Origin of the sequence: Streptomyces sp. NPDC006733 (genome assembly GCF_040636125.1) — a bacterium.
Classification (GTDB): Bacteria; Actinomycetota; Actinomycetes; order Streptomycetales; family Streptomycetaceae; genus Actinacidiphila.
Map to the genome: position 1 here is coordinate 62485 of NZ_JBEYJD010000026.1, position 12068 is coordinate 74552.

Annotated in this window: 13 protein-coding genes; 7 read left to right on the plus strand and 6 right to left on the minus strand. The window is 72.6% G+C overall.

Annotated elements, in window-relative coordinates:
• Positions 1–20 precede the first annotated feature (20 nt).
• The gene (locus tag ABZ721_RS23185; RefSeq protein ID WP_358790582.1) at positions 21–287 is read left to right on the plus strand and encodes a hypothetical protein; all 267 of its coding nucleotides are present in this window, start codon (positions 21–23) and stop codon (positions 285–287) included.
• 31 nt (positions 288–318) lie between these two features.
• On the opposite strand, the gene thrS is transcribed toward ABZ721_RS23185, so the two are convergent.
• The 3 genes from thrS to ABZ721_RS23200 form a co-directional block, all read right to left on the minus strand.
• Positions 319–1587, minus strand: coding sequence for a threonine--tRNA ligase (gene thrS / locus ABZ721_RS23190; protein WP_358790583.1), 1269 nt, complete (start codon positions 1585–1587; stop codon positions 319–321).
• Positions 1588–1812: 225 nt separating this feature from the next.
• Entirely contained in the window at positions 1813–2307 is a 495-nt protein-coding gene (locus ABZ721_RS23195; protein WP_358790584.1) for a cupin domain-containing protein, read from the minus strand.
• Between the two features lie 187 nt (positions 2308–2494).
• The gene (locus ABZ721_RS23200; RefSeq protein WP_358790585.1) at positions 2495–3427 is read right to left on the minus strand and encodes a LysR family transcriptional regulator; all 933 of its coding nucleotides are present in this window, start codon (positions 3425–3427) and stop codon (positions 2495–2497) included.
• Positions 3428–3510: 83 nt separating this feature from the next.
• Here ABZ721_RS23200 and ABZ721_RS23205 point away from each other — a divergent pair, with 83 nt between their 5' ends.
• From ABZ721_RS23205 to ABZ721_RS23215, 3 genes are all read left to right on the plus strand, one after another.
• Entirely contained in the window at positions 3511–4449 is a 939-nt protein-coding gene (locus ABZ721_RS23205; RefSeq protein WP_358790586.1) for an EamA family transporter, read from the plus strand.
• A gap of 149 nt (positions 4450–4598) precedes the next feature.
• Positions 4599–5522, plus strand: coding sequence for an NADP-dependent oxidoreductase (locus ABZ721_RS23210; protein WP_358790587.1), 924 nt, complete (start codon positions 4599–4601; stop codon positions 5520–5522).
• Between the two features lie 34 nt (positions 5523–5556).
• The gene (locus ABZ721_RS23215; RefSeq protein WP_358790588.1) at positions 5557–6495 is read left to right on the plus strand and encodes an AraC family transcriptional regulator; all 939 of its coding nucleotides are present in this window, start codon (positions 5557–5559) and stop codon (positions 6493–6495) included.
• A gap of 49 nt (positions 6496–6544) precedes the next feature.
• Here the strand turns inward: ABZ721_RS23215 and ABZ721_RS23220 are convergent, their stop codons facing one another.
• Positions 6545–7723: a serine hydrolase domain-containing protein gene (locus ABZ721_RS23220; protein WP_358790589.1), complete on the minus strand. Its 1179-nt coding sequence runs from the start codon at positions 7721–7723 to the stop codon at positions 6545–6547.
• A gap of 153 nt (positions 7724–7876) precedes the next feature.
• On the minus strand, positions 7877–8455 hold the full coding sequence (locus ABZ721_RS23225; protein WP_358790590.1) for a CGNR zinc finger domain-containing protein: 579 nt from the start codon (positions 8453–8455) through the stop codon (positions 7877–7879).
• Positions 8456–8534: 79 nt separating this feature from the next.
• Here ABZ721_RS23225 and ABZ721_RS23230 point away from each other — a divergent pair, with 79 nt between their 5' ends.
• Positions 8535–9764 carry an MFS transporter gene (locus ABZ721_RS23230; RefSeq protein ID WP_358790591.1) on the plus strand — a complete coding sequence of 410 codons (1230 nt, stop codon included), beginning with the start codon at positions 8535–8537 and terminating at the stop codon, positions 9762–9764.
• Positions 9761–10093, plus strand: coding sequence for a DUF427 domain-containing protein (locus tag ABZ721_RS23235; protein ID WP_358790592.1), 333 nt, complete (start codon positions 9761–9763; stop codon positions 10091–10093). Before ABZ721_RS23230 ends, ABZ721_RS23235 begins: the two co-directional genes overlap by 4 nt.
• Before the next feature lie 102 nt (positions 10094–10195).
• On the opposite strand, the gene ABZ721_RS23240 is transcribed toward ABZ721_RS23235, so the two are convergent.
• On the minus strand, positions 10196–11266 hold the full coding sequence (locus ABZ721_RS23240; protein ID WP_358790593.1) for a right-handed parallel beta-helix repeat-containing protein: 1071 nt from the start codon (positions 11264–11266) through the stop codon (positions 10196–10198).
• Positions 11267–11500: 234 nt separating this feature from the next.
• On the opposite strand from ABZ721_RS23240, the gene ABZ721_RS23245 reads away from it, so the two are divergent.
• On the plus strand, positions 11501–12064 hold the full coding sequence (locus ABZ721_RS23245) for an isochorismatase family protein (protein WP_358790594.1): 564 nt from the start codon (positions 11501–11503) through the stop codon (positions 12062–12064).
• The last annotated feature ends 4 nt before the right edge of the window (positions 12065–12068 follow it).

Genomic DNA, 12068 nt, shown 5'->3' on the forward strand with positions numbered 1-12068 from the left:
TGGCTGGCATGCTGACGGGCATGGGTGAACTGATCTGGCGCCGGGTCTACGGCGCCGACCACGAAGATCCGGATCCGGGTCCACGGACCGGCCACGAGTACCGGGAACTGGTCGGCGGCCCCCTGGACGGGCTGCTCCTCGACGTCACCGGCTGGACGGACCGGCAGCTGCGGGAAACGGCCGCGCTGGTCACCGAGATCGGGAGGTTCGGCCCCGGCGGGCGCGCCCTCTACGGCCCCCGTGCGGGCGATCCGCTGCACTGGGACTGGGAGGGCGACACCCGCTAGACCCGACCGCCGGCCCACCGGACCCACAGCTCTACGGGGCCGGGGTTTCGTCGTCCCACAGGGCGGTGCGGTGCGCGCCGACGAGCGCGGCGATGCGGGTCAGCGCTTCGGCGGCGGGCAGGGCGGGCAGCCGGCGACCGTCCCGCAGGCGCAGCGCCACGTGGTCGTCGACGGCCTCCTTCGCGCCGACCACCGCCTGGTAGGGCACGAGCCGCGCGAGCCGGATGCGCGCACCCAGCGAGCCGCGTTCCGGCCCCGCCAGCTCCGCGCGCAGTCCCTGGTCGAGGCAGCGCTGCACGAGTGCGGCGGCCTGCGGCAGCTCGTCGTCCGAAACGGGGAGGACGATGAGCTGAGTGGGTGCGAGCCAGGCCGGGAACGCACCGCCATGCTGCTCGATGAGGTGCGCGACGGCCCGCTCCACGCTGCCGATGATGCTGCGGTGGACCATGACCGGCCGGTGCTTGGCGCCGTCCGCGCCGACGTAGCGCAGATCGAACTGCTCCGGCTGGTGGAAGTCGATCTGGATGGTGGACAGGGTGGACTCGCGCCCGGCGGCGTCGGTGACCTGGACGTCGATCTTGGGGCCGTAGAACGCGGCCTCGCCCTCGACGGCCTCGTAGGCCAGGCCGGAGTCGTCCAGGACGTGGGTCAGCAGCGCGGTGGACCGCTGCCACATCTCCGGGGCGGCCACGTACTTGCCGCCGGGGCCGGGCAGGGAGAGACGGTAGCGGCTGGGTTCGATGCCGAGCGCCGCGTACGCCGAGCGGATCATCGCCAGCGCCGACCGTGCCTCATCGGCGACCTGTTCCAGGGTGCAGAAGATGTGCGCGTCGTTGAGCTGGATGGCGCGTACGCGGGTCAGGCCGCCCAGCACACCCGAGTGCTCGGAGCGGTACATGCCGCCCAGCTCCGCCATGCGCAGCGGCAGCTCGCGGTAACTGCGGGAGCGGGAGCGGTAGATGACCGCGTGGTGCGGACACAGGCTCGGCCGCAGCACCACTTGTTCGCCGCCGAGGTCCATCGGGGGAAACATGTCGTCGCTGTAGTGCGACCAGTGCCCCGAGATCTCGTAGAGCTCGCGTTTGCCGAGCACCGGCGAGTACACGTGCCGGTAGCCGGCGCGCCGTTCGGCGGTGCGGATGTACTCCTCCAGCGCGTGGCGCACGGCCGCGCCGTCGGGCAGCCAGTACGGCAGACCCGCGCCGATCAGCGGATCGGTGTCGAACAGCTCCAGTTCGCGGCCGAGTTTGCGGTGGTCGTACATGGTGGTCTCCTCGCGGACGGTGAGGCGAGTGACCACACGGCGAAGCCCCGGGGCACTCGCCCCGGGGCTTCGGACTCGAACAGCAGTCAGCGCGCCGGGACACTCTCCGGCGTCGTCGTCATAGCAGCGCGCTTCATGGGTCGAACGGTAACAGAGGCGCTGTGGAAGCGTCCTGCTGATTTCATGTGCGGTGAGTGTTGCGCGGGCGGGGGCGCGGAGGGTGCGGGGGAAGTCCCGGCCCCCGCACCCGGCCGCTTCCGGTTACTTCGCCGCGTCGAGGGCGGCGCGCCACGCGGGGCTGTCGACGTAGTGGTTGTCGTACTGCTCGGAGGAGTCCTTGATCTCCTGGGGGCTCGCCTCGCCGCGCATCACCCGGCCGAGCAGCCGCAGGTAGTCGAAGCGCGGCATGCCGGGCGTGAACACGAACAGCACGTCGGCCTCGGCGCCGGGCGCCGCCGCGAAGGCGTGCGGGGTGTGCGGCGGCACGAGCAGCAGGTCGCCCTCGCCCAGTATCTTCACCTCGTCGTCGACGAGCACCTGCAGGGAGCCGCCGATGACGAAGAAGAGTTCCGAGGCCCGCGTGTGGAAGTGGGCCGGTGCGCCCACCGCGCCCTGCGCGAACTGCGAGCGGTAGCTCGTCACCGAGCTGCCGTCGGTACCGCAGTCGGCGAGCAGGGTCATGACGCTGCTGGGGTCGCTGGTGGTCTCAGCGGTGGCGGCGCGCGTCAGGACCGGGGTGAGTGCGGCGGTGTTCATGGTGATGCTCCCTGCTCCCGGCGGTGGTTCCGGGTTTTTCCGTTGCTGGTGAGTACTACTCTAGAAGCCGAATAGACCCTGAGCGGGGTGCATTTCGATGCATGAATCATGGGTCAATTCGGAGGCTGGGACCGGTCGTCCGAGGCCGCTGCGTGCGCGTCCGGGAGTCTCGCCCACGACGACGCGCTCACCGCCTGCCGGCGCGCAGGAGGCGGGTGACCAGGGCCAGCGGGGGCCAGTTCAGGCGGCCGTGGCGGGCGACGGCGTAGGAGCGCAGGGCGACCTTGGGGGCGGTGAGGGGCAGGATCCGGACGCCGGGGGAGGGCGTTGAATCGGCGGGCAGCAGACCCACCCCCAGGCCCGCTGTGATCATGTCCTGCACGAGGTCGAGGCTGTCGGCCTGATGGGTGATGCGGGGGCTGAAGCCGGCCATCGAGGCGAGGGTGCGGATGACGTGTTCGTCCGCGGTGTTGCGGGAGTTGACGATCCAGTCGGCCGTGCTGAACCGGGCGAACACCTCCTCGGTCGTGGCCGTCGTCCCGGTCGGCCCGGCTGTCCCTGGCTTCCCGGTCGGTCCGGTTGCGGTGTCCGGGGGCGCGGGTACGCCCAGCCCCCAGGCCGCCGTCCACAGCGGCGTCGCGGTCAGCGACGGATCGAGGGGCGCCGGGGCGAGGTTGTAGTCGTATGTCAGGGCCAGGTCCACGCCGTCGCCGGCCAGCAGCGCGAGGGCCTCGGCCGGCTCGTGCTCCCGGATCAGCAGGTGCACCCGGGGGTGGCTCGCCGCGAGTTCGGTGACGACCGGGAGCAGGGAGCCGCGGATGGCGGTGGCGAAGCCGGCGACCCGTAGCGTGCCGTTGGGTTCCGCCTCCGGGCCCAGGTCCAGGCGGGCCGCCTCGACCGCGGCCAGGATGGTCACGGCGTGCTCCGCCAGCCGGCGTCCCGCGGGCGTCAGCCGCACCCTGCGCCCGTCGGGCTCCAGCAGGACGCTGCCGGTCTCCCGGGACAGCGCGGCGATCTGCTGTGACACCGTCGAGGTCGTGATGCCCAGGACATCGGCGACCGCACGCATCGAGCCCAGCCGGGACAACTCCGCCAGCAGTTCCAGCCTCCGCGTCTCCATCCCGCCATTGTTCAGCATTCATGAACGAACTGTCCATGATCGGCACGTGGACAGTAACGATGCGGGCGCCGTCTACTGAGGCCATGACCTCCGCAGACCTCGCGGCTCCCGCGACCCCCGCAGTACCCCCCGCCCTGGAGCCGCAGCCCGGCGGAGCCCGGAGCGGGGCGCTCATGGCCGTCGCGTCCATGCTCTGCGTCCAGCTCGGCCTGGGGGTGTCGGTCCCGCTGCTCGACCGGCTCGGCCCCGTCGGCACCGTGTGGCTGCGGCTGGTCTGGGCCGCCCTCCTCCTTCTCGTGCTGGTCCGGCCGCGCCGGTCGGACTTCACCCGCAAGGACCTGCTGGCCTGCGGCGTCCTGGGCGCGGCGACGGCCGGCCTGATGGTGCTGTTCATGTGCGCGGTCACCCGTATCCCGCTGGGCACCGCCAGCGCGCTGGAGTTCCTGGGGCCGCTGGGCCTGTCCCTGTACGGCGCCAGGGGCGGGCGGCGGATCTGGGCGCTGCCGGCCGCGGTCGGCGTGGTGCTGCTCACCGAACCGTGGCACGGCGGCACCGACCTCGTCGGCATCGGGTTCGCGCTGGCCGCCGCGCTGTGCTGGGCGGTGTACATCGCGTTCACGCAGAAGGTGGGCGACCAGGTCACCGGGCTGAAGGGCCTCGCCCTGTCCATGCCCGTGGCCGCGCTCGTCACGACGTTCTTCGCCGCACCGACCGAACTGGGCCACGTGACCTGGCCGCTGGTCCTCGTCGGGCTGGCACTGGCCGCGCTGCACCCGGTGATCCCGTTCAGCCTCGAGTTCCTCGCCCTGCGCAGGCTCACCACCACGGCCTTCGGCACGCTGATGAGCCTGGAGCCGGCCATCGCGGTCCTGGTGGGCCTCGTCATCCTGGGCCAGGTCCCCGGCCCGGCGTCCGCGGTCGGCGTCGCGTTCGTCGTGGTGGCGGGCGTCGGTGCCACCCGGGCCGGCGCGCGGACCGGGCCGTCGGACGGCACGGCCGGACGGGAGACCGTCGCGGCCTGAGTGCGGGTATGGCCGTGAGCAACATCGTGCAAGACGCTGGGACATGCAGCCGAGACGGAAGGCCATTCTGCCGCTCATTCGATCTCCCTAGGGTTGAGGACATCAAGCAGACGGCCGGGACAACCGGACGCAATCCGAGGAGAGTTACCGTGCGCGCAGTGATCCAGAAGTCCTTCGGCGGTCCTGAGGTTCTCGAGGTCGTGGAGGTCGAGCGACCGAAGCCGCTGTCCGGCGAGGTCGTCGTCAAGGTCCGCGCCAGCGGGGTCAATCCGGTGGACGTCGCCGTCAGGGCAGGCGCCTTCCCGCTGCTCGGCGAACCGCCGTTCGGGGTGGGCTGGGACATCTCCGGGGTGGTCGAGGAGGCCGGCCCCGGCGCCCGGTTCGCGGTGGGCGACGAGGTGTACGGAATGCCGTTCTTCCCCCGGGCCGCCACCGGCTACGCCGAGTACGTGGCCGTGCCGTCCCGGCAGGTGGCCCGCAAGCCCGTCTCGATCGACCACGTGCACGCCGCCGCCATCCCCCTCGCGGCCCTCACCGCCTGGCAGGGACTGGTGCAGGCGGCCGGCGTCAAGGAGGGCGACCGAGTGCTGATCCACCGCGCGGCCGGCGGTGTCGGCCACTTCGCGGTGCAGATCGCCAAGGCGCGCGGCGCCCACGTGATCGCCGTCGCCGGTGCCGCCCGGCACGAGTTCGTCCGCGGTCTCGGCGCCGACGAGGTCATCGACTACCGCACCACCGACTTCACCGAGGCGGTCGAGGACCTCGACGTGGTCTTCGACTCGACGGCCCAGGGCGACCTGTCGCTCGGCGTGCTGCGCGCCGGCGGCGTCCTGATCAGCATCCTCGAACACGGCAACCCGGAGCTCGCCGAGCGGGTCCGGGCGGCCGGGCGGGTCTTCGCCGGGGTGTCGGTCGAGCCGGACTACGCCGCGCTCGAAGCGATCGCCGAGCTGGTCGACGCGGGCCGGATCCGCCCGTACGTCGAGGAGACGTTCCCGCTGGAGGAGGTCGGTAAGGCGCACCAGCTGGTCGGCGAGGGACACGTACAGGGCAAGATTGTCCTGACGGTCTGATCGCGGCGGGCCGCACCAGGAAGGGCGGGGCCGGATGGACATCCTCACCGAGGCGCTGGCCTCGATGCGCACCGGGCACCCGGCGTCCGTACGGACCAACGGCCGCGCCCCCTGGGGCCTGAGACTGCCTCCGGTCGCCGGCGCCGGATTCCACGTCGTGCTGTACGGGACCTGCTGGCTGGTCCCGCTCGACGGGGAGTCGCCGCACCTGAAGGCGATCCCGCTGAGCACGGGCGACGTGGTCTTCCTGCGGGACGGGCGCGGCCACATCCTCGCCGACCACCCCGAGACGCCGGCCGAGGTGGCCAGGGCCGAGCAGTACCGGCCCGGCTCGCCCATCGGCTCGGTGACGCTGGGCGGCGACGGTCCCGAGACCAGGCTGCTGTGCGGCAACTACCACCTGGACCAGGGGCGTCCGCACCCTCTGGTGCGGCAGCTGCCCGAGGTGGTGCACCTGGCGACCCGGCACGGCCGGCACCCGGAGCTGAGTGCCACCGTGCACCTGCTCGGCTCGGAGCTGGAGAACCCGCGCATCGGCTCGGACGGCATCGTGCCCACCCTGATCGACTCGCTGCTGCTGTACATCCTGCGGGCCTGGCTCGACGAGCAGCCGTCGGCGGCCGCGCGGGGCTGGGCGGCGGCGCTGGGCGACGCGGCGGTGGCGCCCGCGCTGGCGGCGATGCACGACGACCCCGCGGCGCAGTGGACCGTCGAGTCACTGGCCGAACGGGCCGGGCTGTCCCGGGCCGCCTTCGCCCGGCGGTTCGCCGCGCTGGTGGGCGAACCGCCGATGGCGTACCTGACCCGCTGGCGGATGACGACGGCGGCCAAACTGCTGCGCGAGTCCGACGTTCCGCTGACGACGGTCGCCGCCCGGACCGGCTACGGGTCGGAGTTCGCCTTCGCCAAGGCGTTCAAGCGCGAGTACGGCCTGGCTCCCGGCGGGTACCGCCGTCAGGCCAAGGCGGCCTGACCGTCGTCGACCCGGTCGATCCGGTCGCCGGTCGATCGGGCCGGTGCCCTCAGGGGCGCAGCAGGGCGCAGGCGAAGTCCTCCTGGACGGCGCGGAGCCGGGCGAGCAGTGCGGGCTCGGTGCTCTTGCTGACCTGGGTGGTGACGGAGAAGGTCAGGGTGCGCCTGCCGTCGAGTGTCGCGGCGGCCAGTTGGGTGTAGCCGGCGGTGTTCCCGGTGTGGCCGTAGAGCACGCCGCAGCGGGTGGTGTAGCGGAAGACCGCCAGACCCGCCGCGTTGTCCCCCGGGCCGGCGGGTTCCGACGCTCCGCCGGGGACGAAGGTCAGCTGCTGCTTGCGGGTGTGCGGGGACAGCAGGCCGCCGCCGGCGTAGCCGCGGATGAAAGCGGTGAGGTCGTCCGGTGTCGCCACGACGGCGCCGGAGGCCCACACCCCCGAGGAGCCGAGGAGTTCGGTGACGTCCTCGGGCGGGGCGGGCGGGTCGACCGCGTAGCCGTGCAGGGAGGGCCGGGGGAGCCGGAAACCCTGCGGGAGGCTGGTCTGCCGCAGGTGCAGGGGCTGGTACACCAACTGCTGGAGGAGGTCCTCGTAGCGCCGGCCCGTCGCCGCCTCGGCCATCAGCGCGACGGCGATGTTGTCGGAGTTGGAGTACTGGTACCGCGCGCCCGCCGGGAAGAGCAGCGGCTTGCCGGCGACGAAGTCGAGCAGCTTGCGCGAGTCGAAGACGTGGTGCGGGTCCGTGCCCAGGATCTGCCGGAACGCGGCGGAGCCGCTGAAGTCGGGCAGCCCGCTGGTGTGCTGGAGCAGTTGTCGGAGCGTCACGTCGCACCAGGCGGCGGGCAGCGCGGGAAGCCGCTCGCCGATCGTGGTGTCGAGCCGGAGCCGCCCCTGGTCCACCAGGCGCAGGGCCACGGCCCCGCTGTACGCCTTGGAGACACTGGCGAGCCGCATGTGGTCGGTCGTACGCGGCGGGCGGCCGGTCCCGAGGTCGCCGGCACCGGCCCGGTACACCTCGGTCCGGTCACCGCGCCCGAGCACGGCGATCACCCCGGGCGGTCCGCCCGGGGTGTCGACGAGCTGCTGGATGCCGTGCTGCAGTGGCTGGCCGGGGTGGGTGCCGTCCCCGGCGTGCGCGGGCTGGACGAGCCCGCCGGCCGCCGCGGCGGCGAGCACCGCGGCGACCGCCGTCGAGCGGCGGGTGCGGCGGCGTCCGGACGATCGTGACAGCACGTGCGTACCTCCCGGGGAGCGTGGCGCGGGTGCGACCGCGCACTCACGTGCCCAGCTTCGGGTGGCGGCTCCGCCCGCACCTTTCACGATGCGCCATCCGGGCGAGGGGAGTGCCTCAACCGGGTGCGGTGCGCGGTGCTGTGCGGTCCTGGCTCAGGCCTGGGCGGCCCGCCGCGCGCGGAAGGCGGCGGCCTTGGAGCGGTTCTGGCAGGCCGTCGAGCAGAACTGGCGGCCGGCGTTGCGCGAGGTGTCGACGTAGACGCGGTCGCACTGGGCCGCCTGGCAGACGCCGAGGCGGCCGGCGAGGTCGCCGCCGATGACCATGGCCAGCCCGGTGGCGCAGCCGGCGCTCCAGCCCACCGCGAGCGAGTCGTCCGCGCCGTGGAAGTGCACCTGCCACGGTTCGCCCTCGACCCGGTCCAGCTGCGGGCGGGCGCCGTTCGCCCGGAGCAGTTTGTTCAGCACCGCGACCGCGTCGTCCAGGCGGTCGTGCGCCACCGCCTCGAAGACCTGCCGCAGCTCGCGCGCCGTGGCGGCCAGGTGGGCGGCCTGCGCCGGTTCGATCGGGCTCGGGCGCGCGCCGGGGGAGGGCAGCGCGGCGTGGACGGCCGCGGGGAGGGCGTCGCCCGCCGGTGCGGTGAACGGCCTGCCGCGCGCCTCACCGTCGGTCAGCGCGTTGACGAGCGCGACGCCGGCGTCGAGCAGTGCCGCCATGTGACTGTCGAAGAGCACTTGACCAGTTACCTCATTTCGGATTAGCGTCTGTCACTGACGATAGTCGATTCACCAGTGACGGGATACGGGGTCTGGCATGGGACTCATGGCGCGCGGCGGCCGGCTGCCCCGCACCGTCTGGCTGCTGCTCGCGGCCCGGGCGATCAATCGGCTCGGGGCCTTCTCCCTGGCCTTCCTCACCGTCCTGATCAGCACGGACTTCGGGGCGAGCGTCGCCACCGCCGGGCTGGTCTCCGCCGCCTTCGGACTGGCGACGATCCCGTCACGCCTGGTGGGCGGCAGGCTCGCGGACCGCCTCGGGCGGCGGCGCACCATCGTCCTGGGCCTGGTCGGCTGCGCCGCCGCCCAGCTCGGGATCGCCGCGGCGCGGTCCCTGGCGGCGGTCGCGGTCTGCGCGGTACTGCTCGGGCTCGTCTTCGAGCTGTACGAGCCGCCGAGTCAGGCGATGATCGCCGACTGTGTGGGGCCGTCCGACCGGGTCCGCGCCTACAGCCTGCTGAACGCCGCCCTCGCCGTCGGCGGCATGGGCGCCGGCCTGATCGCTTCGGGGTTGGGCCGGTGGGACCTGCGCTGGCTGTTCGTCGCCGACGCGCTGAGCTGCCTGGCCTGCGCACTCATCATCCGGATCGCGCTGCCGGGCGACCCTCCTCGGCGACGTGCCCCGTCGGGACTCCGGGCTCCCGGCGGTGCCGCCGGCGGCACGCCGTGGCGCGATCGCACGCTCCTGCTCCTGCTCGCGTACGGCACCGTCTCGGCCCTGGTCTATCTGCAGGTCGTGCTGGCGCTCCCGCTGTCGCTGGCGCGCCGCGGCATGCGACCGGCGGATGCGGGCGTCCTGTTCACGGCCTCGGCGCTGACCATCGTCGCCGCCCAGCCCCTGCTGCGGCTGCGGCGCCTTTCGGCACTGTCCGCGCCCGGGGCGCTCGCGCTCGGCTACGTCCTGCTCGCGGCCGGTCTGGCCGGCTACGCGGCGGCGCACACCCTGACAGCCCTGCTGGTGGCGACGGTCGTCTGGAGCCTGGGCGACCTGGTGATCCTCGGACGGTCCTACGCGCTCGTGGCGGACCTGGCGCCGCCCGGCGGCACCGGCCGCTACCTGGCCGTGTACGGCACCAGTTGGGGGGTCGCAGCCGTCGCCGCGCCCGTCGTCGGCACGCAGGTCCTCGAACACGCCGGTCCGGCGGCGCTGTGGTCGGGCCTGGCGGCGGTCTGCCTCGCGCTGGCCGCGGGCCAGGTCCCGGTCGCCCGGGTGCTCGCCGCCCGGGAGGGAAGAACCGGCGGCCTCCCGGCGCTGCAAGGGGTATGACCAATGGACACCGCATCACCATCGAAAAGGGCACGACCCCGGTACGGGTCGTGCGCGACGGACAGGTCCTGGCGGAGAGCAGCCACCCGCTGGAACTGCGCGAGACGGGCTGTCCGGTGCGCTACTACCTGCCGCCGGAGGACGTGCGCACGGAATTGCTCGCCGCTTCGGACACCACGACGCACTGCCCGTTCAAGGGGGACGCCTCGTACTGGTCGGTGCCCGGCGCGGCCGACGTCGTCTGGGCGTACCCCGAACCGAAGGACGACGTGGCCGCGATCAAGGACCACTTCTGCTTCTACGACACCGAGGTCGTCGCGGCGGGCTGACCCCTGCCGGGCCACTCCCGTGCGACGGGCAGAACCCCGGCTCCGAGCCGCCCCGGACGGGCGGGCCGGAGCCGGGGTGCTGTCCGTGGCGGCCGGTGCGGCTCAGCGGCCGACGGGGATGTTCGTCAGGCCCTTGCCGCCGCTGGAGGTGTTGGACGAGGCGACGGTGTTCTTGATGGCGCAGCCGCTGTTGTCGGTCACGTTGATGCCGTAGCCGGGCGCGGAGCCGAGGGTGAACTTGTTGTTGGTGAAGGCGTTTCCGCAGCCGTAGGGGTCGTAGACGTTGTGGACCTGGAAGCCGTCGGTGTACGGGTGGCTGACGGTGTTGCCGTCGATGACGTACTTGTCGCCCTTGACGTCGATGGTGGAGTCGCCGGAGTTCTGGTTCTTCTCCCCGGTGCCGTCGAGGATGTTGCCGCGGACCACGCCGCCCTTGGTGCCCTCCTTGATGTCGATCCCCTCGGCGGCGACATTGGGGCCGATCCTGTTGTTGAGGACCTGGACGTAGTCGGAGGCGTCCACGCCGGTGGGGCCGGCGTACTGGTCCCAGTTGCCGTTGGCGGAGCCGATGTAGACGCCCTCGCCGTAGTTGGGGTGCGTGGTGCCGGTGTCGCGGACCGAGGAGTTCTTGATGACCCCGTGGTGGCTGCCGGAGCGGAAGTGCACGCCTTCGTAGCCGATGGCACGGACCGTCGCGCCGTCGATGGTGACGTACGGCGAGGCGTCCAGGACGATGCCCTTGTTGCTGTCGGCCACCGTGAGGCCCTTGATGTTCCAGTGCGGTGCGGTGCTGAGCCACAGCCCGTAGCCGTTGCCGCCGTTGGAGGTGAGTACGGCCCCGCTGCCACCGGTCAGGGTGATCGGCGAGGACGTGGTGCCGTCGGCGGTGGCCTTGAACTGGCCCTGGTACGTGCCGTTGGCGAGCTTGATGGTGTCGCCCGGCTTGGCATCGGCCAGCGCCGCGGTGAGTTGCGCGGCGGAGGAGACGTTGACGGTACGGGTGGCGGTGGGCGCGGCCGAGGCGGAGCCCGGCAGGGTGGCCGCGAACGCCGCGCCGCCGGCCGCCGCGGCGATCGCCGAAACGGCCACGAGGCGGAGGCGGGCGCGCCGCCGGTGGCTGCCGAACGTGCGGGTGGTCGCTGCCCGGGTGGCTGCTGTGCGGAGCTGGGTCATCTGGGCGTCTCCGGAGGTGTGGGGGGTGGGGGTGAGGGGTGTGGTCAGGGGGGACCCCTCGGAATCGGTAGTTAGGAAAGTTTCCTAATGTTGTGGGCTCCACCCTGTTCGCTGCGACGAAACCCCGTCAAGGCTCAGGACGAAGATCGATGGACGGCCGCCGGCCGCCGCCGCGTTGTCAGTGGTGGCGACTACCGTGGGCGTGTCGAAGAAGTTGCGTGATCAGGAGGGGCCATGACCACACTCGAGAGCCGACCCAACACCGCACTGCTCGTCGTCGATGTGCAGGTCGACGTCGTCGAGGGGGCCTATGAGCGGGACCCGGTCGTCGCGAACATCGCCGGCCTGGTCGAGCAGGCGCGCGAGGAGCAGGTGCCGGTCGTCTGGGTACAGCATTCCGACGAGCAACTGGAGCGGGGCAGCGACGGCTGGCGGATCGTTCCCGAGCTGACGCCGGGCGAGACCGAGCCGCTGGTGGAGAAGAACTACGGCGACTCCTTCGAGGAGACCAGCCTGGAGTCCGTGCTGTCGGGCCTGGGAGTCGGCCGGCTCGTGGTCGCCGGCGCGCAGACCGACGCGTGCATCCGCTCGACGCTGCACGGCGCCCTGGTGCGCGGATACGACGCGCTCCTCGTCAGCGACGCTCACACGACCAAGGACCAGTCGCAGTGGGGCGCGCCGCCTCCCGGGCAGGTCGTCGCGCACACGAACCTGTACTGGACGTACCAGGCGGCCCCCGGGCGGACGGCCGGCACGGTGGCGGCCAAGGACGTCGACTTCGGCGGCAGCGCGTCCTGAAGGT